This window comes from Bradyrhizobium sp. WSM4872 (assembly GCF_055811715.1).
This window is the reverse complement of sequence record NZ_JBVVPT010000011.1, coordinates 67,201-87,203: the sequence shown is the minus strand read 5'-3', so window position 1 is coordinate 87,203 and position 20,003 is coordinate 67,201. Positions and strand designations below refer to the sequence as shown.

At 64.3% G+C, this 20,003-nt stretch carries 13 protein-coding genes; 6 read left to right on the top strand and 7 right to left on the bottom strand.

Annotation, left to right across the window (positions count from 1 at the left end; translation table 11 throughout):
- Nucleotide 1: 1 nt before the first annotated feature.
- The gene (locus AC0L3C_RS17400; protein WP_473263579.1) at nucleotides 2-1,948 is read right to left on the bottom strand and encodes a maltotransferase domain-containing protein; all 1,947 of its coding nucleotides are present in this window, start codon (nucleotides 1,946-1,948) and stop codon (nucleotides 2-4) included.
- Between the two features lie 203 nt (nucleotides 1,949-2,151).
- Here AC0L3C_RS17400 and malQ point away from each other — a divergent pair, with 203 nt between their 5' ends.
- Both malQ and AC0L3C_RS17390 read left to right on the top strand, forming a co-directional pair.
- Nucleotides 2,152-4,113: a 4-alpha-glucanotransferase gene (gene malQ, locus AC0L3C_RS17395; protein ID WP_473408560.1), complete on the top strand. Its 1,962-nt coding sequence runs from the start codon at nucleotides 2,152-2,154 to the stop codon at nucleotides 4,111-4,113.
- Nucleotides 4,114-4,155: 42 nt separating this feature from the next.
- Entirely contained in the window at nucleotides 4,156-5,955 is a 1,800-nt protein-coding gene (locus AC0L3C_RS17390; protein WP_473408559.1) for a glycoside hydrolase family 15 protein, read from the top strand.
- A 215-nt stretch (nucleotides 5,956-6,170) separates the two neighbouring features.
- On the opposite strand, the gene AC0L3C_RS17385 is transcribed toward AC0L3C_RS17390, so the two are convergent.
- The 6 genes from AC0L3C_RS17385 to AC0L3C_RS17360 are packed head-to-tail and all read right to left on the bottom strand — an operon-like array spanning nucleotide 6,171 to nucleotide 13,685.
- The gene (locus tag AC0L3C_RS17385) at nucleotides 6,171-6,983 is read right to left on the bottom strand and encodes an HAD family hydrolase (RefSeq protein ID WP_473408558.1); all 813 of its coding nucleotides are present in this window, start codon (nucleotides 6,981-6,983) and stop codon (nucleotides 6,171-6,173) included.
- Nucleotides 6,980-7,522: a gluconokinase gene (locus AC0L3C_RS17380; RefSeq protein WP_473263575.1), complete on the bottom strand. Its 543-nt coding sequence runs from the start codon at nucleotides 7,520-7,522 to the stop codon at nucleotides 6,980-6,982. The genes AC0L3C_RS17385 and AC0L3C_RS17380 overlap by 4 nt, the downstream gene beginning before the upstream one ends.
- Entirely contained in the window at nucleotides 7,509-8,261 is a 753-nt protein-coding gene (gene pgl / locus AC0L3C_RS17375) for a 6-phosphogluconolactonase (RefSeq protein ID WP_473408557.1), read from the bottom strand. The genes AC0L3C_RS17380 and pgl overlap by 14 nt, the downstream gene beginning before the upstream one ends.
- Complete coding sequence (zwf, locus tag AC0L3C_RS17370; RefSeq protein ID WP_473263573.1) at nucleotides 8,258-9,769, bottom strand: glucose-6-phosphate dehydrogenase; 1,512 nt, start codon at nucleotides 9,767-9,769, stop codon at nucleotides 8,258-8,260. Before zwf ends, pgl begins: the two co-directional genes overlap by 4 nt.
- Nucleotides 9,770-9,823: 54 nt before the next feature.
- Entirely contained in the window at nucleotides 9,824-10,822 is a 999-nt protein-coding gene (gene gnd / locus AC0L3C_RS17365) for a phosphogluconate dehydrogenase (NAD(+)-dependent, decarboxylating) (protein ID WP_473408556.1), read from the bottom strand.
- A 13-nt stretch (nucleotides 10,823-10,835) separates the two neighbouring features.
- On the bottom strand, nucleotides 10,836-13,685 hold the full coding sequence (locus tag AC0L3C_RS17360; RefSeq protein WP_473408555.1) for a bifunctional transaldolase/phosoglucose isomerase: 2,850 nt from the start codon (nucleotides 13,683-13,685) through the stop codon (nucleotides 10,836-10,838).
- Between the two features lie 307 nt (nucleotides 13,686-13,992).
- On the opposite strand from AC0L3C_RS17360, the gene AC0L3C_RS17355 reads away from it, so the two are divergent.
- The 4 genes from AC0L3C_RS17355 (at nucleotide 13,993) to AC0L3C_RS17340 (ending at nucleotide 19,715) form a co-directional block, all read left to right on the top strand.
- Complete coding sequence (locus AC0L3C_RS17355) at nucleotides 13,993-14,643, top strand: hypothetical protein (protein ID WP_473279342.1); 651 nt, start codon at nucleotides 13,993-13,995, stop codon at nucleotides 14,641-14,643.
- A 299-nt stretch (nucleotides 14,644-14,942) separates the two neighbouring features.
- On the top strand, nucleotides 14,943-16,886 hold the full coding sequence (locus AC0L3C_RS17350) for a PrkA family serine protein kinase (RefSeq protein WP_473263569.1): 1,944 nt from the start codon (nucleotides 14,943-14,945) through the stop codon (nucleotides 16,884-16,886).
- 19 nt (nucleotides 16,887-16,905) lie between these two features.
- Nucleotides 16,906-18,183 carry a YeaH/YhbH family protein gene (locus tag AC0L3C_RS17345; protein WP_473408598.1) on the top strand — a complete coding sequence of 426 codons (1,278 nt, stop codon included), beginning with the start codon at nucleotides 16,906-16,908 and terminating at the stop codon, nucleotides 18,181-18,183.
- Nucleotides 18,180-19,715: a SpoVR family protein gene (locus AC0L3C_RS17340; protein WP_007613791.1), complete on the top strand. Its 1,536-nt coding sequence runs from the start codon at nucleotides 18,180-18,182 to the stop codon at nucleotides 19,713-19,715. The genes AC0L3C_RS17345 and AC0L3C_RS17340 overlap by 4 nt, the downstream gene beginning before the upstream one ends.
- Nucleotides 19,716-20,003 lie beyond the last annotated feature (288 nt).

Genomic DNA, 20,003 nt, shown 5'->3' with positions numbered 1-20,003 from the left:
TTTACGCCAGGCAGCGGAACAGCAGCGCCGGATCGCGCTCGGGATCGATACGCAATCTGATCCCGCCCCATTCGATGCGGGCCTGTTCGCCGGTGAGGAGGTTTTCGAGTGCCGACACATGGTGTCGCTGCCCGCCGGCGTCAACCGTGACGTCGCCGAGCGGCAACCAGAATTCGCGCACGTGGCGCGAGAGCGCAACCACGGCCACGACGATGTTGGTCGGGTCGATCGCCTCCTTGACGAAAGCGATCGTCTCGCCGTCTTCGATGCCGAGGAAGCGCAGGTTCGCCGTCTGCTGAAGCGCAGCATTCTCGTTGCGGATGCGATTGAGCTCCGTGATGTAGGTCTTGATGTTGCCGGGCTTGTTCCAGTCGCGCTGCTTGATCTGGTATTTCTCGGAGTCGAGATACTCCTCGCGGCCGGGGATCGCGTCGTGCTCCAGCAACTCGAACCCGCTGTAGATGCCGTAATTACCGGACAGCGTCGCCGCCAGCGCGCCGCGCGATTTGAACGCCCAGGTTTCGCCGCCCTGGAGATGATAGGGCAAAAGATCGGGCGTATTCACGAAGAGGTTCGGCCGATAGAAGTCACGTTCGGGATAGCGCGTCAGCTCGCCGAGATATTGCTCCAGCTCCCACTTCGCCGTTCGCCAGGGGAAATAGCTGAACGATTGTGCAAAGCCGAGCTTGGCGAGGCCTTTCATCAGCTTCGGGCGCGCGAACGTCTTGGAGAACAGGATCACCTCGGGATGCCGGCGGCGGATGTCACGGATCAGCCACTCCCAGAAGGCGAGCGGCGCGGTGTCGTGATTGTCGATTGCAAAGATGGTGACGCCGTGGTCGATCCAGAACAGCATGGCGTCGCGAAACGCGTTCCACAGTCCAGCCCGGTCGACGGACGTGAAATCGGGGATGACGATATCGGAATAGGGCCCGTCAGCCGTCCGCACCGAGCGATCCGGGCGCCATTTGAACCATTCCGGATGCTGCGTCAGCCACGGGTGGTCCGGCGAGCATTGCACGGCGAAGTCGAGCGCGAGCTCGAGGCCGTATTCCAGGCAGGTCGCGACCAGCGCGCGAAAATCCTCGATCGTGCCGAGTTCGGGGTGCAGCGCATCGTGCCCGCCCTCGATGGCGCCGATCGCATAAGGCGAGCCGGGATCGCCGTCGCCCGCCACCGGCGCGTTGTTGCGGCCCTTGCGTCGGGTGCGGCCAATGGGATGGATCGGCGTGAAGTAGAGCACGTCAAAGCCCATCGCGGCGATGTCGGGCACGCGCGCGATGCAGTCGCGGAGCGTGCCGTGCTGTCCTGGCACCACGCTCTGGCTGCGCGGCATCATCTGATACCAGGCGCCGAAGCGCGCCTTGTCGCGGTCGACGAACAGCGGGAATAGCGCCGAGCGCGTGAGATCAGGCCGCGACTGGCTCTCGGCCATGGCTGCGCCGAGCTCGGTTGCCAGCAGCGGGGCAACATCGCCGGTCTGAAGATAGTCCTCGCATTGTCTCACGATGACAGCGGCGGCGTCCTGCTGCGCGCCATGCGCCTTGGTCAGGAGGCCCGCGCCCTCGATCGCATCGAGAGTGACGTCGGCACCGGAGCGCTGCTTGCGCGCGACCGCGTGCGACCACGTCGCGAACTCGTCGGTCCAGGCTTCGATCGCATAGACATATTTGCCGGGCTCGACGGGTGTGAACGCGCCGGACCAGCGGTCATTGCCGTGAGGGATCATCGGCTCGCTCTGCCATTCGCGGTCCTGCTCCTGTCGCCAGATCAGCGTTGCGCCGATCACGGCGTCGCCGTCCCGGTAGATGTCGGCCCAGACCTCGACCGGTTCGCGCGCGATCCGCTTCACGGGGAAGCGCCCGCCGTCGATCAGGGGATAGACGTCCTCGATGAGGAAAGTGCTGCCGGCTGCGGCACTCTCGACAGTTTGAATTGTCTTGTTCACGGTGATGCCATTGACAAGAAAGCAGGAGCCCGTTTCCCTTGCCGGGAACCTACGCTTGATACCACTATAGAAAGCCGCTTGTGTGTCATTGGTTCCCTGGGGAACGGCAGGCGCGGCTTGCGAGTTGACCTGACTAACCTCTTCCGCGACCTCGTTAAAATCGATGCCCCCGGCCAAAAAATGGCCTGCAAGCTGCGTGCCGAATGGATCTTTTAGCTCAAGCCCGGATCAAGGGCGTTCAATCTGAATTCGTCGATGCCCTCGGAAAGCTGCGGGTCACCGATCCCGTGGCCCTCAAATCTATCCTCGACGCCCTGCCGGAGAAGCGGGTTTACCGCTTTGTCAGCGGGCCCGTGGTGGTCCGCGCCTTGGGACAGCCGCGCACCGAATTGGTGGCGATCGGTGCGCCGCCGCTCAAATGGAAGATGACCGGCAACGGCAATTTGATCGCGCAAGGTGAGACGCGCGAGCCCGTGATTGCCTGGCCCGCGGGCCTGCCGCTCGGCTATCACCGCCTGACGCTGACCGATGCCGAAGGCGTGACGGAAGAGGTGCCGATGATCGTGGCGCCGGAGCGGGCTTTCGGCGGCGATTTCGACCGCGGCTGGCTGCTTGCCGTGCAGCTCTACAGCGTCCGGTCGGACCGCAATTGGGGCATCGGCGATTTCACCGATCTCGCCGGTCTCGTCCGGCTCGCCAAGCAGTTGGGGGCCGACGGCGTCGGGCTCAATCCCCTGCATGTGTTGTTCGACGACCATCCGGCCGATTGCAGCCCTTATTCGCCGAACAGCCGGCTGTTTCTCAATCCGCTCTATATCGACGTCGAGGCGATCCCGGAATTTTCCGCAGACCTCGTCCCCGACGTGGCCGCGACCGCCGCGCGGCTCCGCGACGGCGATCGCGTGCCCTATCCGGACATGGCGGCCTTGAAATGGCTCGGCCTGCGCGCCGCCTTCGACAGCTTCGTGAAAACCGCGAGCGGCGTCCGCCGCAACCAGTTCGACGCCTTCCGCGCGGCTCGCGCGCCGCTGTTGTCCCGTTTTGCCTGCTTCGAGGTGCTCCGTCATCGCTTCGCGGCGCCGTGGTGGGAATGGCCCATGGAATGGCAGCAGCCGGACGAGGCGAAATGCGCCGAGCTTCGCGGCGGGCCCGACCAGCACGAGGTCGAGTTCGTCGAATTCGTGCAATGGACGGCTGATAGCCAATTACATGCCGCCAAGGAGCTGGCCGGCCAGCTCGGCATGCGGGTCGGGCTCTATCTCGACGTGGCTGTCGGCGTGCAGTCGAACGGCTTCGACGCCTGGAACGAGCAGGGGGCGATTTCCCGCCATCTCGCCGTCGGCGCGCCGCCGGACGTGCTCAACACCATCGGCCAGGATTGGGGGCTTGCGGGTTTCAACGCCGGCGGCCTGGAGGCGCAATCCTTCGTGCCGTTTGCCGATATGCTTGCGGCTTCGATGCGCCATTCCGGGGCCATCCGTCTCGACCACGTGTTGGGCCTGAAGCGGCTGTATCTGGTGCCGCGCGGCTTCAAGCCCGACAACGGCGCCTATGTGCAGATGCCGTTCGAGGCGCTGCTGGCGACCGTGGCGCGCGAGAGCGCCGCCCATAAGTGCATCGTGATCGGCGAGGACCTCGGCACGGTGCCGGAAGGTTTTCGCGAGACCATGCAGGATTTCGGCATCTGGTCCTACCTCGTCATGATGTTCGAGCGCGACGATGCCGGTCACTTCCGGCCCGTCGATCACTACCGGCCCAACGCGCTGGTGACGCTGAACACCCATGATTTGTCGACCTATGCCGGCTGGCGCTCCTTCAGCGATCTCAAGATGAAGCGCTCGCTCGGGCTCGATCCCGGCGAGAACGATCAGGCCCGCTGGGATGCGCTGGGCCTGCTCGACGAGATCCTGCGTGCCAACGGCATCCATGCCAATGATGTCTATTCGGTGCTCGCCTTCCTGTCGCGCACGCCGTCGCGGCTGCTTGCGGTGTCGCTGGAGGATCTGCTCGGCGTGATCGACCAGCCCAACATTCCCGGTACGATCGACGAGCATCCGAACTGGCGCCAGCGCCTGCCTGTGACGCTCGACAAGATTGCCTCGAAAGTCGATGTCGCGGCTTTGAAGGCCGCGACGCGGGAACGCTCGTTGCCCGGCGGGCGTTGATCGGCGGGGTCACTGGACGTCGTTTTCGAGGCTCGCACGACATTGTCTCAGAAAATCGAGGACTATGCGCTGATCGGCGACTGCGAGACCGCGGCGCTGGTCGGCCGCAACGGCTCGATCGACTGGCTGTGCTGGCCGGCCTTCGATTCCGACGCCTGCTTTGCCGCGCTCCTCGGCACGCACAAGAACGGCCGCTGGCTGATCGCGCCGGGCGAGGACGTCACCGCGACGTCGCGCCGCTATCTCGGCGACACCCTCATCCTCGAAACGCGCTTTGAGACTGACAGCGGCACCGTCGCGCTGATCGACTTCATGCCGCCGCGCGGCAAGGCCTCCGATATCGTGCGGCTGGTCCGCGGTGTCAGCGGCACGGTGAAGATGCGGATGGAGCTCGTCATCCGCTTCGGCTTCGGCGTCGACATCCCGTGGGTGCGGCGGATCGACCATTCCCTGCTGGCGGTCGCGGGGCAGGACATGACCGTGCTGCGGACGCCGGCGAAGACCCGCGGCGAGGATCTGACCACGGTTTCTGATTTCGAGGTCAAGGCCGGCGAGACCGTGCCGTTCGTGTTGACCTACGGTCCCTCGCATCTCGAGCCGCCCGCGCCGATCGATCCGGAGCTCGCGCTTCAGGAGACGGAAAAATTCTGGCAGGACTGGTGCAGCCACTGTAATCGCGATGGCGACTATCGCGACCTGGTCGTGCGCTCGCTGATCACACTCAAGGCGCTGACCTTCGGTCCGACCGGCGGCATCGTCGCGGCGCCGACCACCTCGTTGCCGGAGAAGCTCGGCGGCGCCAGGAATTGGGACTACCGCTTCTGCTGGCTGCGCGATGCCACCTTCACGCTGCTGGCGCTGATGAACTCGGGTTACACCGAGGAAGCCTCCGCTTGGCACAGTTGGCTGTTGCGTGCGGCGGCGGGCTCGCCGGCGAACATGCAGATCATGTACGGCATCTGGGGCCAGCGGCGGCTGCTGGAATGGGAGGCGACTTGGCTCGACGGCTACGAAGGCGCACAGCCGGTGCGCGTCGGCAATGCCGCGCATGCGCAGCTCCAGCTCGACGTCTACGGCGAACTGATCGACGCCTTCCACCAGTCGCGGATGGCCAAGCTCAAGCTCGACGACGAGAGCTGGGCGCTGGAATGCGCCGTGCTCAAGCATCTCGCCGAAGCCTGGGACCAGCCCGATCACGGCATCTGGGAGCGACGCGGAGAGCCGAAGCACTATGTCTTCTCCAAGGTGATGACCTGGGTCGCCTTCGATCGCGGCATCAAGAGCGCCGAGACCTTCGGCTTCAAGGCGCCGCTGCTGCACTGGCGCACCTTGCGCGACGCCATTCATCGCGACGTCTGCAACCGGGGCTTCGACGCGAGCGAAAACGCCTTCGTCGAGTCCTACGGCTCGAAGCTGCTCGATGCCAGCGTGCTGCTGCTGCCGGCCGTCGGCTTCCTGGACGCGTCGGATCCGCGCATTCGCGGCACCATCGCGGCGGTCGAAAACCACATGCTCCGCGACGGCTTCGTGCTGCGGCACGATCCCCGCGAGGTGCCTGCGGGGCAGCCGCCGCTCGAAGGCGCCTTCCTCGCCTGCAGCCTGTGGCTGGCCGATGCCCATGTGCTGTCAGGCGATCTCGACAAGGCGCAGATCTTGTTCGATCGCGTGGTCGGTATCGCGAATGACGTCGGGCTGCTGGCCGAGGAATATGATTCAGGCGCCAGGCGTCAGACCGGCAATTTCCCGCAGGCGCTGACCCATATCGCGCTGGTCAACACGGCGCATAATCTGTCGGCGGCAAGGCAGGGCAGCCAGAAGCCGGCGATGCAGCGGTCGAAGTGAGGTTGGCGGCGCTCTCTCCGTTCCCTCCCCCCTTGTGGGGGAGGCGCAGGGAGGGGGGTGTCACACGGGGATTCTATCGGTAGCGCCCCCGCCCCGGGTGCATCACCAACAACGGCACCTTTTCCTGGGCTACCCCTCTCCCTAACCCTCCCCCACAAGGGGGAGGGAACGCACTTCCATTGCGGCGCCAGTCGAGTCTCGTCCCGTCGGCCCGTCTACCCACTCCCGTTCCGCTTCAAGATCATCTCCATCGCCTCGGCAAAACCGTCCTGCTCGTTTGTCGCGGTAACGTGGGTGGCCCGGTCCTTGACGTTGTCGGCCGCATTGCCCATCGCGATCGAGACGCCGCTGACGCGGAACATCGCGAGGTCGTTCTGCATGTCACCGATGGTGGCCACTGCGTCCGTTGAAATGCCGAGACGCTTCGCCATGGCTTGCACGAAGGTGCCCTTGTCGAAGCCGGGCGGGGTGATGTCGAGGTAGTAGGTCTGCGAGCGCACCGCCATCGCCTCGCTGCCGAGCGCTTTCTGCATCGCCTTCTCGCAGGCTTCGAGGCCCGCCGCATCGGCGCTGGCGCCGACGATCTTGCAGGCACTCGCGAGATACGGTGAAAAGTCCGCGACGATGGTGGGATCGGAGCGGATGGTGTGCTGCTCGTGAGCGACGTATTGGCCATCAGGCCTGTCGATCAGCCATTTGTCGGTGGTGAACAGCCAGATATCGGCGCCGAAGTCCCGGAGAATTTGCAAGCTTCGCTCGGCCGCGCTGGCCGGGATGAGATGCTGCTCGACCGGATTCATCTCGGGGTCGACGATCGAGGAGCCGTTGAACGGGCCGACCGGCAGCCAGAGCGCCAGCGGCTCGATCAGGAACCGCATGCCGATCGCGGGGCGGCTCGACGTAATCGTGAAGCCGATGCCGGCCCGGTGCAAACGCTGCACCGCGGACCTCGCGCGGTCGGTCAGCGTCTTGTCCTTGGTCAGCAGCGTGCCGTCGACGTCGGAGACGACGAGCGAGATTTTTGTCATGGCAGAACCTTGGGTATTGCGCCACCCAGCTTCAATTGTCGCAAGACGCCGTCCACGATTGCCTCGACGGATTCGTCGATCGAGACGGTGATCACGTGCTCGCCGGCCTCCGGCGGCTCCAGCGTGTCGAACTGGCTCGTCAGCAGGCCGGGCGGCATGAAGTGCCCCTTGCGTTGCGCGAGGCGGGCGGCGATCAGCTCCTTCGTACCCCTCAGGAATATGAAGCGGACGTCGTCGCGTCCGCGCAGGAGCACGTCACGATAAGTGTGCTTCAGCGCCGAGCAGGCAATGATGATTTGCCCGCCGTTGTCGCAGACCCGCGCGATCTCGTCGGCAATGGCGTTGAGCCAGGGCCAGCGGTCCTCGTCGGTGAGGGGATGGCCAGCCCGCATCTTCTCGACATTGCTGGCGGGATGAAAGCTGTCTCCGTCCTCGAATCGCCAGCCGAGGCGCTCGCCGAGCGCTTTTGCAACCGTACTCTTGCCCGAGCCCGACACGCCCATCACGATCAATGCACAAGGTGCTTCAACGCCGGCCACGAATTCCCTCCGGAAGCGCGGCCTGGTCGACCAGCCAGACGGTCTCGCCATTAGAGCGCGCGCGTACAGCCGGCAGAGTCTCGCCATTGAGCAGGCGCGTCAAGATCGGCTGCTTGTCATGCCCCGCTATCTCGAACAGCATTTCGCGGCAGGTCGCCAGCGCGGGCAGGGTGAGCGTGACCCGCGGCACGAAGGGGGCAACATTGGCCTTGGGGACGCCGACCACCCAGCGCCCGGTCTCCTCGATCGCGGGGTAGCCCGGGAAGAGCGAAGCGGTGTGGCCGTCGGGACCTGCGCCCATCAAAACCATGTCGAACAGCGGCCGTGCGGGATCCAGGCTTGCAGCGCCGTAGAAAGCCTGCAGCTCGCGCGCATAGGCCTCGGCGCTCTGATCGGGGGTGTCAGTCGTCGTCGGGATCGGGTGAACATGGCCGGAGGGCGCGTTGCGATCGAGAAAGGTCGCGCGCGCGACCGCCATGTTGTTGAGGGGATCGCTTTCGGGCACGAAGCGCTCGTCACCGATGAACCAGTGCACGCGCTCCCACGGGATCTTTTCGCGCCAGGCCTCGCTGCCCAGTAGCTGGTAGAGCCTCTTTGGGCTGGAGCCGCCGGTCAGGCAGATCGCAATGCGCCCGGGATTAGCCGCGATTCGCGCCATCACCCGCTCGGCCGCGGCCCGCGCGAGTGAATCGACGTCGGGCTCGACGATCAGCTTCGGCTGTCCGGCCGTCGCCGTCACGTAAACTTCCGCCAGCTTCGGCCGTCGCGCCGCAGCAACTCGTCGGCGCAGGCCGGGCCGTCGCTGCCGGCCTCATAGGTTTCGATGCCGTTGGTGCCTTCACTCTTCCAGGCGTCCAGGAACGGCTGCACGGCCTGCCATCCGGCTTCGATGCCGTCGGCGCGTTGGAACAGGATGTTGTCGCCGATCATGCAGTCGTAGATCAGCGTCTCGTAGCCGGTCGAGGGATCGGCCCGAAAATAGTCGCCGTAGCGGAACTTCATCTCCACGCCGTCGATGGTGATGCTCGGCCCCGGAATCTTGGCGTTGAACTGAAGCTCGATGGTCTCGGTCGGCGCGATGCCGATGGTGAGAAAGTTCTGCGACAGGCGATCGACCGCTGTGCCTGAGAACATCGACAGCGGCGCCTGCTTGAACTTGATGGCCACTTCCGTGCGCTTGTGGCCGAGCGCCTTGCCGGTCCGCAGATAGAACGGCACGCCGGCCCAGCGCCAATTGTCGATCATCAGCTTCAGCGCGACAAAGGTCTCCGTGGTGCTGCCGGGCCTGACATCCTCGGTCTTGCGATAGTCGATGATCTCGTCGTCGCCGATGCGCCCCGCGAGATATTGCGCGCGGACCGAATTCCTCAGCGCGTCCTCGTGGCCCGGCTGCTGGATCGAGCTGAGCACTTCGGCCTTTTCGGAACGCACGGAATGCGCGTCGAAGCGGGCGGGCGGCTCCATCGCCACCAGCGACATCAACTGGAACAGATGGTTCGGCACCATGTCCCGCAACGCGCCGGTGGCATCGTAGAAGCCACCGCGATGGCCGACGCCGAGCTTCTCCGCCACGGTGATCTGGACGTGGTCGATATGGTTGCGATTCCAGATCGGCTCGAACATACCGTTGGCAAAGCGCAGCACCAGAATGTTCTGCACCGTCTCCTTGCCGAGATAGTGGTCGATCCGGTAGATCTGGTGCTCCTCCATCATCTTCAGCAGCTCTGCATTCAGCGCCTTGGCCGAGGCAAGGTCGGTGCCGAACGGCTTCTCGATCACCAGCCGTCGCCAGGCGCCGTTCTCCTTCATCATGCCGGTGCGGCCGAGCTCGCGCGCGGTCGGTGCGAATGCGGCGGGCGGCGTTGCCAGATAGAACAGGCGGTTGCCGCCGGTGTCCTGTGCGCATTCCAGCGAATCCAGATGCTCGCGCAGGCGATCAAACGAGGGCGGATCCTTTGCGTCGGCCTCGACGAAGGTCACGCATTCCAGCAGCCTTTTAGCGATGTCGTCGTCCACGGGCCGGGTTGCGAACTGGCGCAGGCCCTTCATCAGGCCGTCGCGCAGCTCGTCGTCCGACTGGCTCCTGCGGGCGACGCCGACCACGCAGAACTTTTCCGGTAACAGATGCTCGGCCGCCAGATTGTAGAGCGACGGCATCACCAGCCGATGGGTGAGGTCGCCGGTGACACCAAAGATGACGAAGGCGCAGTTTTCCGGCTTGCGCTTGGCTTGCGGGTCTTTTGTCACGAATGATCGGCCTTGGCTCTGTTACCTGTTACTTCGGCTTTTTACTTCAGCTTCTTATTTCGGCTTCGACGCGCCCGGCTGTTTCGGCTCCTTGTGGCCGCCGAATCCCGCACGCATGGCGGAGAGAATTTTTTCGGCGAAGGTGTGTTCCTTGCGGGACCGGAAACGCGCGTAGAGCGCCGCGGTCAGGACTTCAGCCGGCACCGCCTCGTCGATCGCGGCATTGACGGTCCAGCGTCCTTCGCCGGAATCCTCGACGAAGCCGGAATATTCCGCCAACGCCGGGCTGTCGGCCAGTGCCGTCGAGGTGAGGTCGAGCAGCCAGGACGGGATCACGCTGCCGCGCCGCCAGACTTCTGCGATGTCGGCGAGATCGAAATCGTAACGATGATCCGCCGGCAAGGCCTCGATATTGGCGTTCTTGAGGATGTCAAAACCTTCGGCATAGGCCTGCATCAAGCCGTATTCGATGCCGTTGTGGATCATCTTGACGAAATGCCCGGCGCCGACCGGCCCGGCATGGATGTAGCCCTGCTCGATGCGGGGATCGCGCCCCTCACGTCCCTCCGTGAGTGGAATGTCGCCGGCGCCGGGCGCGAGCGCGGCGAAGATCGGATCGAGCCGATCGACCACCTGTTTCTCGCCGCCGATCATCATGCAATAGCCACGGTCGAGGCCCCAGACGCCGCCGGAGGTGCCGACGTCGACATAGTGGATGCCGCGCTCCTTCAGCGCCTTGCCGCGGCGGACGTCGTCCTGCCAGAACGTGTTGCCGCCGTCGATGATGACGTCGCCTTCCTGCATCGCGCCCGCGATCGTGTCGATCGTGGTCTCGGTGATGTGGCCGGCCGGCAGCATCACCCAGGCCGTGCGCGGCCGCTCCAGTTTCGCAATGAACTCTTCGAACGTCGCCGAGCCGACGGCGCCGTCTGCGGCAAGGCCCGCGACGGCCCTGGCGTCCTTGTCGTAGACCACGGTCGAGTGGCCGTGGCGCATCAGCCGGCGAACGATGTTGCCGCCCATCCGGCCGAGGCCGATCATGCCGAGTTGCATTTGAGAAATTCCCTTAGTTCAGTGCGTCGTTGAGCGCCGCATTGAGCGCCGCGAGACCCTTCTTGAGCCCGCCCTTCAGGTGGACCCGCAGCGCGCGCCGGCCGCGCTCGGTGAGCACGTCGAAATCGCCGCGCGCCTGCGCGGCCTTGATGACGCCAAAGCTCGCCTTCTGGCCCGGCACCGGCAGGTCCCTCGCATCGTCGGCGGTGATCTGGAGGAACACGCCGCTGTCGGGGCCGCCCTTGTAGGCTTGCCCTGTGGAGTGCAGGAAACGCGGGCCGAACTCGGCGCAGGTTGCGACATGTCGCTTCTCGCGCACTTCGAGCCGCATGGCCTGGAGTGCGTCGATCGTCGCCTTGTCGCGGGCGATGTAGCCGAGCAGGGCGACATAATCGCCATGGTTGGAGCGCGACAGATGCGCCTTCAGCCATGAGGTGAGGTCGCCGTTGGCGCCGGCCGCGCGCAGGGCCGTAGCGTTGGCCTTGTCGGTGTAGAGATCGGCCTCATCCGTGCTGACGACCGGCTGCTCCGCGGGCAGCGCGCCGGTCTTTTCGAACGAGGCGGTGAGCTCCCGGGTCTTGATCTTGGCGGCTTCCACGTCCGGCTGGTCGAACGGGTTGATGCCGAGGATGCTGCCCGCCACCGCCGTTGCCATCTCGAAGCGGAAGAACTCCTGGCCGAGATGGTCGATCGACTTCATCACGATGCGCACGACGGGATGGCCGGCCGCCTCGATCGCCGCAAGCTGCGAGTCATGGGCGGCGTCCGCTTCGCCCTCGATACGGATGTCGATGAAGAGCCGGTCATTGCCGTAGACCGCGGGCTCGCCCAGCGGCTCGCCGTCGATCGGGATCAGGCCCTTGCCGTCCTTGCCGGTCGATTCCGCGATGAGCTGCTCGGCCCAGGCGCCGAAATCGGCGATCTTCCTCGACGACAGGATCGTCACCTTGTCGCGGCCTTCGAGCGCTGCATGGCCCATGGCAAGGCCAAGCTGCACGCCGGGGTTCTCACTTGGTGGCACGTCCGGTCCGCAGGAGCGGGCCATCGCAAGCGCGTGCTTGATGAAGGTCTTGATGTCGATGCCCGCGGTTGCCGCCGGCACCAGGCCGAACGGCGAGAGCACCGAATAGCGTCCGCCGATGGAGGGCTCGCCGTGGAAGATGCGCGCATAGCTCAGCGTCTTCGCCGCCTTCTCCAGCGACGATCCGGGATCGGTGACCGCGATGAAGCGATGGCCGGTCTTGACCTTCGGCCCGACCGCCTGCGCAACGCGTTCGTGGAAATAATCCTTCATCGCATTCGGTTCGGTGGTGCCGCCGGATTTGCTGGAAACGATGAACACGGTGTTTGCGATGTCGATCCTGGCCTCCATTGCCCGCACCTGCGCCGGATCGGTGGAATCCAGCACGTGCAGCTTCGGGAACCCGGGCTTCTTGCCGAAGGTCTCGGCCAGCACCTCCGGCCCGAGGCTCGAGCCGCCCATGCCGAGCACGACGGCGTCGGAGAATTTCTGGCCTTTCACGCGGCTGGCATAATCCTCGTAATCGGCGACGTCGGCCTTGGCGGCGCTGTCGAGCCAGCCGAGCCATTTGTCCTCGTCGGTGCCGGTCCAGACCGATTTGTCGCGCTGCCACAGCCTACGGATCTTGGCTGACGCGCGCCATTCCTCGGTGCTCTCAGCCACGGCCTTGCCGAGCCCGTCGCCGAGCGAGAGCAGCTGGCGGTCGATCGCGGGCCCGAGCACCGTGGCGCGCTTGTGTGCGACCGCGCCATAGAGCTTGTCGGCGGCGTCGGCAAACTGCTTGACGCCGTCCTTGACGAGTTCCTCTGTGATGGCATCGAGCGACACGCCGGAGCGCTCCAGCTCCTCCAGCACGCGCCTGGCGTCGTCGACATTCTCTTCCAGGCTGTCGCGCGGCTTGCCGTGGTCGCGGAACGCATCCAGCGTCGCCGGCGGCACTGTGTTGATGGTGTCGGGGCCGATCAATTCCTCGACATAGAGGACGTCGCTGTAATCCTTGTTCTTGGTGCCGGTCGAGGCCCACAGCATGCGCTGCGGTTTGGCGCCCTTGGCTGCGAGCTTGTCCCAGCGGGGACCCGAGAACAGGCGCTTGTAATCTTGATAGGCGACCTTCGCATTGGCGATCGCGACCTTGCCCTTCAGCGCGGCGAGCCGTTCCTTCTCGCTCGGGTCGTTGGCGCGGGCGATCTTCTCGTCGAGCTGTTTGTCGACCACCGAGTCGATGCGGCTGACGAAAAAGCTCGCCACGCTCGCCACGTGCGAGGGGTCGCCGCCACCTGCGACGTATGTCTCCAGACCGGCGAGATAGGCCTCGGCAACCTGCAGATAGACGTCCCTGGAGAACAGCAGCGTGATGTTGATGCTGATGCCGTCGCCGATCAGGGTCTCGATCGCCGGCAGGCCCTCAGGCGTTGCCGGCACCTTCACCATCAGGTTCTTGCGGTTGACGTCCTTCCAGAGCCGCCGCGCCTCTGTGACCGTTTCACCCGTGTCCATCGCCAGATAGGGCGAGACTTCCAGGCTGACATAGCCGTCGCCCCCCTTGAGGCGGTCGTAGACTGGGCGCAGCACGTCGGCGGCGTTCTGGATGTCCTCGACCGCGACGGCCTCGAACAGGTCGGCGACCGACCGGTCGCCGCGCTTCAACGCCTTGCCGATCGGCGCGTCGTACTCGTCCGAGCTGCCGATCGCTTTCTCGAAGATCGAGGGGTTGGAGGTGACACCCTTGACGCCGTCGGTATCGATCAGCCGCTTGAGGTCGCCCTTGGCGATGAAGCCACGGGCCAGGAAGTCCAGCCAGACGGCTTGTCCGTGCTTTTCCAGTTCTTTGACGGGATTCATGATGCTAATTTATCTCCAAGCCTGCGGGCGAGGGGTTTCCGCGCCGGTCCTGACGCGCTATCCTCTAGCTTACATGCTTCCTTGAGGGAACCAATCAAGGGTATGTGCGTCATATCCTCCAGTGTAACTCCGTCGCGATCGTGGCGATCCGCGTAGAGGGAGCCGAGTTGCGTAAAAGGTCGTTGGCCGTGAGGAATCGGCCAAGCCTTGTTGTGTAACGCCAGCTGCCTCGCCTCGCCGCTAGCGGCTGCGCGGAGTACTCATCAGCGGATTCCGGTCCGCCTGATGCATCGTGGCTCGGTCGCGAATGGCCATGCTGGGGGAAAGCATGCAAGCACATCATGACCGTCTGGCGCTCGCTGTCACAGACATGCCCCAGCCGGTCACGTCGGCCGGATGCGTCGATGCGTCCCACGATCTCGAAATCGGTCCATGTACGACCCAACTGCGATTGCTGGTCGTAGCGGGCTTCGCAATGACGCTGCTCAGCGCAACGCTCGCCTTGGGCTGGTGGAACGCTTTTGGCGATTACGACACGACGCTCGGCTGTGCCGGCGTGGTGGCATTCGCCGTCATGACCGGTCGGCTGATCTGGATGCTCCCCGCCGAGCGGGGATCGGTGGTGATCGTCACCCCCTACGGCATTCGCGACCTCCGCATCGGCAATGAATTTCTGCTGTGGGACTCGATCGCAGAGATTTCGGCTGAACAACGCCGCGGGCGCAAGGTGATCGTGCTGACGCCGACGCCGGCCTTGCAGCGGCAGCTTTGCAGCATCCGCGGCTTGGCCCGCGGTGTGACGGACGATCGCATCGTCATCCGGTCGGAGGGCCTGGCGACCGATTTTGATACACTGCTGCGCGCTTGCCGCGACTGTCACGCCGCCGGCGGTCCGCGCACCGCATTGCAGCAGGAAGATGAACGCGGCACCCAAGGCTTCGCCGTACAAGCGTCATAAGATCGCCGTTCGCAGACGGCTATGATGCGGCGCCGGATGAACGCATCCCCGGTAATGCCCGGATGTTGCGAGCGAGTGACATTTTCTGGAAATGAGCCAATATAGACAAAGATTCGCTCAAATATCAGGCAGGTGCCTGTTCGTAACTCACCCTGTGCCTACGTTGTGCGTTGCGCCGAGAAGGCGCCCGGGTGTCGAATGATCGTCATGTGCTCACGCTGATTCGAGAGTGGCGCTAAGGAACGGTCCGGTCGCTGCTTTCGTTCAATTGTGTAGCGGAACTCACGCGGAGAGGGATCATGTACAACGATTCTCTATTCAACGCTTTCGCTAAGTCGTTCGAGGCGAGAAGCCAACACGACATGTCGATGGCGGAATATCTGGAATCGTGTCGAAGCGATCCCATGAAATACGCGAACGCGGCCGAACGACTGCTAGCAGCGATCGGTGAGCCCCAGACGATTGACACGGCCAAGGACCCACGCCTTGGCCGTATTTTTTTGAACCGCACGATCCGCACCTATCCGGCCTTCGCCGGCTTCTACGGCATGGAAGAAACCATCGAGCGCATCGTTGGTTTCTTCCGTCACGCGGCGCAGGGCCTCGAAGAGCGCAAGCAGATCCTGTATCTGCTCGGTCCGGTCGGCGGTGGCAAATCCTCGCTCGCCGAGCGGCTCAAGTCGCTGATGGAAGTGCATCCGATCTACGTGCTCAAGGCCGGCGACGAGCTCTCGCCCGTGTTCGAAAGCCCGCTCAGCCTGTTCGATCCGGATCAGCTCGGCCCGATGCTGGAAGAGAAATACGGCATTCCGCGCCGCCGTCTCACCGGCCTGATGAGCCCGTGGTGCTACAAGCGGCTGGAAGCCTTCGGCGGCGACATTTCCCAGTTTCGGGTCGCAAAAATCCAGCCGTCACGGCTGCGCCAGATCGCGATCGCCAAGACCGAGCCGGGTGACGAGAACAACCAGGACATCTCCTCGCTTGTCGGCAAGGTCGACATCCGCAAGCTCGAAACCTACGCGCAGAACGATCCCGACGCCTACAGCTATTCCGGCGGCCTCAACCGCGCCAACCAGGGCGTGCTCGAGTTCGTCGAGATGTTCAAGGCGCCGATCAAGATGCTGCACCCGCTGCTCACCGCGACGCAGGAAGGCAACTACATCGGCACCGAGAACATAGGCGCGATCCCGTTCACCGGCGTCATCCTCGCGCACTCCAACGAAGCCGAGTGGTCGAGCTTCAAGGCCAACAAGAACAACGAGGCCTTCATCGACCGCATCTGCGTGATCAAGGTGCCTTATTGCCTGCGGATCACGGAAGAGCAGAAGATCTACGAGAAGCTGATCCAGGGCTCCGAGCTCGCGGCCGCGCCTTGCGCGCCCGCGACGCTGGAAACGCTGGCGCGGTTCTCGGTGATGTCGCGCCTGCGCAAGCACGAAAATTCCACGACCTACGCCAAGATGAGGGTCTACGACGGCGAGAGCCTGAAGGAGACCGATCCGAAGGCGCGCAGCGTCCAGGAATATCGCGATGCCGCCGGCGTCGACGAGGGCATGGACGGCGTTTCCACCCGCTTTGCCTTCAAGATCCTGGCTGCGACCTTCAACCACGATCCGCAGGAAGTCGCCGCCGACGCCGTGCATCTGATGTACGCGCTGGAGCAATCGATCAAGCGCGAGCAGCTGCCCGAGGAAGTCGAGAAGCGTTACCTCGAATTCATCAAGGCCGACCTTGCACCGCGTTATGCCGAGTTCATCGGCAACGAGATCCAGAAGGCTTATCTCGAATCCTACTCGGATTACGGCCAGAACCTGTTCGACCGCTACGTGGACTACGCCGATGCCTGGATCGAGGACCAGGATTTCAAGGATGCCGATACCGGCCAGCTGCTGGATCGCGAACTCTTGAACCAGGAATTGACCAAGATCGAGAAGCCGGCGGGCATCGCCAACCCGAAGGATTTCCGCAACGAGGTGGTCAAATTCTCGTTACGGTCGCGCGCCCAGAACGGTGGCAAGAATCCGACCTGGATCTCCTACGAGAAGATTCGCGATGTGATCGAAAAGCGGATATTCTCCCAGGTCGAGGACCTGCTTCCGGTCATCTCCTTCGGGTCGAAGAAGGACGGCGAGACGGAGAAGAAGCACGGCGAGTTCGTCGCACGCATGGTGGAGCGCGGCTACACCGAGCGTCAGGTTCGCCGGCTCGTCGAATGGTACATGCGCGTGAAGCAGGCCGGTTGAGGCGGATGGAAAAGTGCCGATTCACATTATTGACAGGCGCCTGAATCCGGGCGGCAAGAGTCTCGAGAACCGGCAGCGGTTCTTGCGTCGGGCCAAATCCCTGGTGCAGGGCGCCGTCAAGAAGACCTCGCAGGAACGCGACATCAAGGACGTCCTGGAGGGTGGAGAGGTCACGATTCCGCTCGACGGCATGCACGAGCCGCGTTTCCGCCGCGACGGCGGAACGCGCGACATGGTGTTGCCCGGGAACAAGAAGTTCATCGAGGGTGACTACCTCCAGCGCTCCGGCCAGGGCAGCGCCAAGGATTCCGGTCCGGGCGAAGGCGACAGCGAGGACGCCTTCCGCTTCGTGCTCAGCCGTGACGAATTCGTTGATCTCTTCCTCGATGATCTCGAACTTCCCGATCTCGCCAAGCGCAAGATCGCGCACACCGAGAGCGAGGGCATCCAGCGCGCCGGCTACACCACGTCGGGCTCGCCCGCCAACATCTCCGTGAGCCGGACGGTTCGGCGCGCGATGGCGCGCCGTATCGCGCTCAAGCGTCCCAGCAAGGAGGAGATCGAAGAACTCGAAGCCGCCATCGCCGCCTGCGCGGACGAGGACGAGCGTCTGGTGCTGATGGCCCAGCTCGAAAAACTGAAGGCGAAGTCCAAGCGCATTCCCTTCATCGATCCGCTCGACATCCGCTACCGCCGCTTCGAGACGGTGCCCAAGCCCGTTGCCCAGGCCGTGATGTTCTGCCTGATGGACGTGTCGGGCTCGATGTCCGAGCACATGAAGGATCTCGCCAAGCGCTTCTACATGCTGCTCTACGTGTTCCTGAAGCGCCGCTACAAGCATGTCGACATCGTCTTCATCCGCCACACCGATCGCGCCGAGGAGGTGGACGAGCAGACCTTCTTCTACGGCCCGGCTTCCGGCGGCACGCTGGTCTCCAGCGCGCTGCAGGCCATGCACGAGATCGTGCGCGAACGCTTCAGCCCGTCGGACTGGAATATCTACGCCGCGCAGGCCTCCGACGGCGACAATTCCTATTCCGACGGCGAGCTCGCGGGCATGCTGCTGACCGACAAGATCCTGCCGGTCTGCCAGTTCTTCGCCTATCTCGAGGTCGGCGAGTCCGGCGGCAGCGCCTTCGATCTGTCCGACTCCTCGCTGTGGACCCTCTACGAGCGCCTGCGCAACAGCGGCGCGCCGCTCTCGATGCGCAAGGTCAGCGAGCGCAGCGAGATTTTTCCGGTGTTCCACGATCTGTTCCAGCGCCGCGACACTGCCCAGGAGAAAGCCGATCCATGACGGAACGCTTGTTCGAAGGCGCCGATTGGGATTTTCACACCTTGCAGCGCATCACGGATGCCTGCGAGGAGGTAGCGACGAAAGATCTCGGGCTCGACGTCTATCCGAACCAGATCGAAGTCATCACCGCCGAGCAGATGCTGGACGCCTATTCGTCGGTCGGCATGCCGCTGTTCTACAAGCATTGGTCGTTCGGAAAGCACTTTGCGTATCACGAGGCCTCATACCGCAAGGGCCTCATGGGTCTTGCCTATGAGATCGTGATCAACTCCTCCCCCTGCATCTCCTACCTGATGGAGGAGAACACGGCGACGATGCAGACCCTGGTGATCGCGCATGCCGCCTTCGGGCACAATCATTTCTTCAAGAACAACTATCTGTTCAAGCAGTGGACCGACGCCGACGGCATCCTGGATTATCTGGATTTCGCCAAGAACTACGTCATGCAATGCGAGGATCGCTACGGCCGCGTCGAGGTCGAGCGCACCCTCGATGCCGCGCATGCGCTGATGTCGCATGGGATCGACCGCTATCCCGGCAAGAAGAAGCTCGATCTCCGCGCCGAAGAGAAGCGGGCAGGGCGCCGCCGCCAGCACGAGGAGGAGGTCTTCAACGACCTCTGGCGCACCGTGCCGGCGGGAAAGAGCAAGACCCGGTCCGCGCTCAGCATCGAACGCCGCCGCAAGCTGCTCGGCCTGCCGCAGGAGAACCTGCTGTATTTCCTCGAGAAGAGCGCGCCGCGGCTGGCGCCATGGCAGCGCGAGCTGTTGCGCATCGTGCGCCACATCGCGCAATATTTCTATCCGCAGAGCCAGACCAAGGTGATGAACGAGGGGACGGCGACCTACGTCCACTATCGCATCATGACCAAGCTGCATCAGCAGGGCCGCATCAGCGACGGCAATTTCCTCGAATTCCTGCAGTCGCACACCAACGTCGTGTTCCAGCCCGAATTCGACGACCAGCGCTTCTCCGGCTTCAACCCCTATGCGCTCGGCTTCGCCATGATGCAGGACATCGAGCGCATCGTGACGCGGCCGGAAGACGAGGACCGCGAGTGGTTCCCGGACATCGCCGGCAAGAATGACGTGATGGGCGTGCTGCGCGACGTCTGGGCCAACTACCGTGATGAAAGCTTCATCGCCCAGTTCCTGAGCCCGAAGCTGATGCGGCACCTTCGCATGTTCCACCTGCATGACGATCCCGAGGAACGCGCCGGCATCCGGGTCGACGCCATTCACGACGAGCGCGGCTTCCGCCGCGTCCGGCGCGAGCTGGCACGGCAGCACGATGTCGGCTACATCGACGCGAATATCGAGGTGGTCGACGTCGATCTCTCCGGCGACCGGCGGCTGATCCTGCATCACCATGTCATCAAGGGCGCGCAGCTCAACGAGACCGACGCCAAGCGGGTGCTCCAGCATCTCGCCGATCTCTGGACCTACGACGTCGCACTGATCGAGGTCGACGCCAACGACAAGGTGCTGCGCGAATACGTCGTGAGCCCGCGCCCGATCTCCGCGGTGGCCTGACGCTGCTGACTACCCCTGGCGCTCGATGAGCCTCTACTGGTGCCCCGACGAAGGTGCGTTCCCTCTCCCCTTGTGGGGGAGGGCTAGGGAGAGGGGTAGCCCAGCAAAAGGTGCCAGTCGTCGATGGCGGCGAGCGCCTTGCGCGATGGAGAGAACCCCCGTGTGGCACCCCCCCCCCCCGGCCCCCCCCCCCCCGGGGGGGGGGGGCGGGGGGGGGGGTGGCCCAGCCCCGTGCCCCCCCCGGCGTGCGGGGCCGGGGGGGGGGGGGCGGCCCCGCCCCCCGGGGGC

Bases quoted from the DNA above. Each gene is read 5' to 3' on its own strand.
- malQ (WP_473408560.1), top strand. From the start codon at position 2,152: ATGGATCTTTTAGCTCAAGCCCGGATCAAGGGCGTTCAATCTGAATTC.
- AC0L3C_RS17385 (WP_473408558.1), bottom strand. From the start codon at position 6,983: ATGACAAAAATCTCGCTCGTCGTCTCCGACGTCGACGGCACGCTGCTG.
- gnd (WP_473408556.1), bottom strand. From the start codon at position 10,822: ATGCAACTCGGCATGATCGGCCTCGGCCGGATGGGCGGCAACATCGTT.
- AC0L3C_RS17355 (WP_473279342.1), top strand. From the start codon at position 13,993: ATGGCCATGCTGGGGGAAAGCATGCAAGCACATCATGACCGTCTGGCG.
- AC0L3C_RS17360 (WP_473408555.1), bottom strand. From the start codon at position 13,685: ATGAATCCCGTCAAAGAACTGGAAAAGCACGGACAAGCCGTCTGGCTG.
- AC0L3C_RS17350 (WP_473263569.1), top strand. From the start codon at position 14,943: ATGTACAACGATTCTCTATTCAACGCTTTCGCTAAGTCGTTCGAGGCG.
- AC0L3C_RS17340 (WP_007613791.1), top strand. From the start codon at position 18,180: ATGACGGAACGCTTGTTCGAAGGCGCCGATTGGGATTTTCACACCTTG.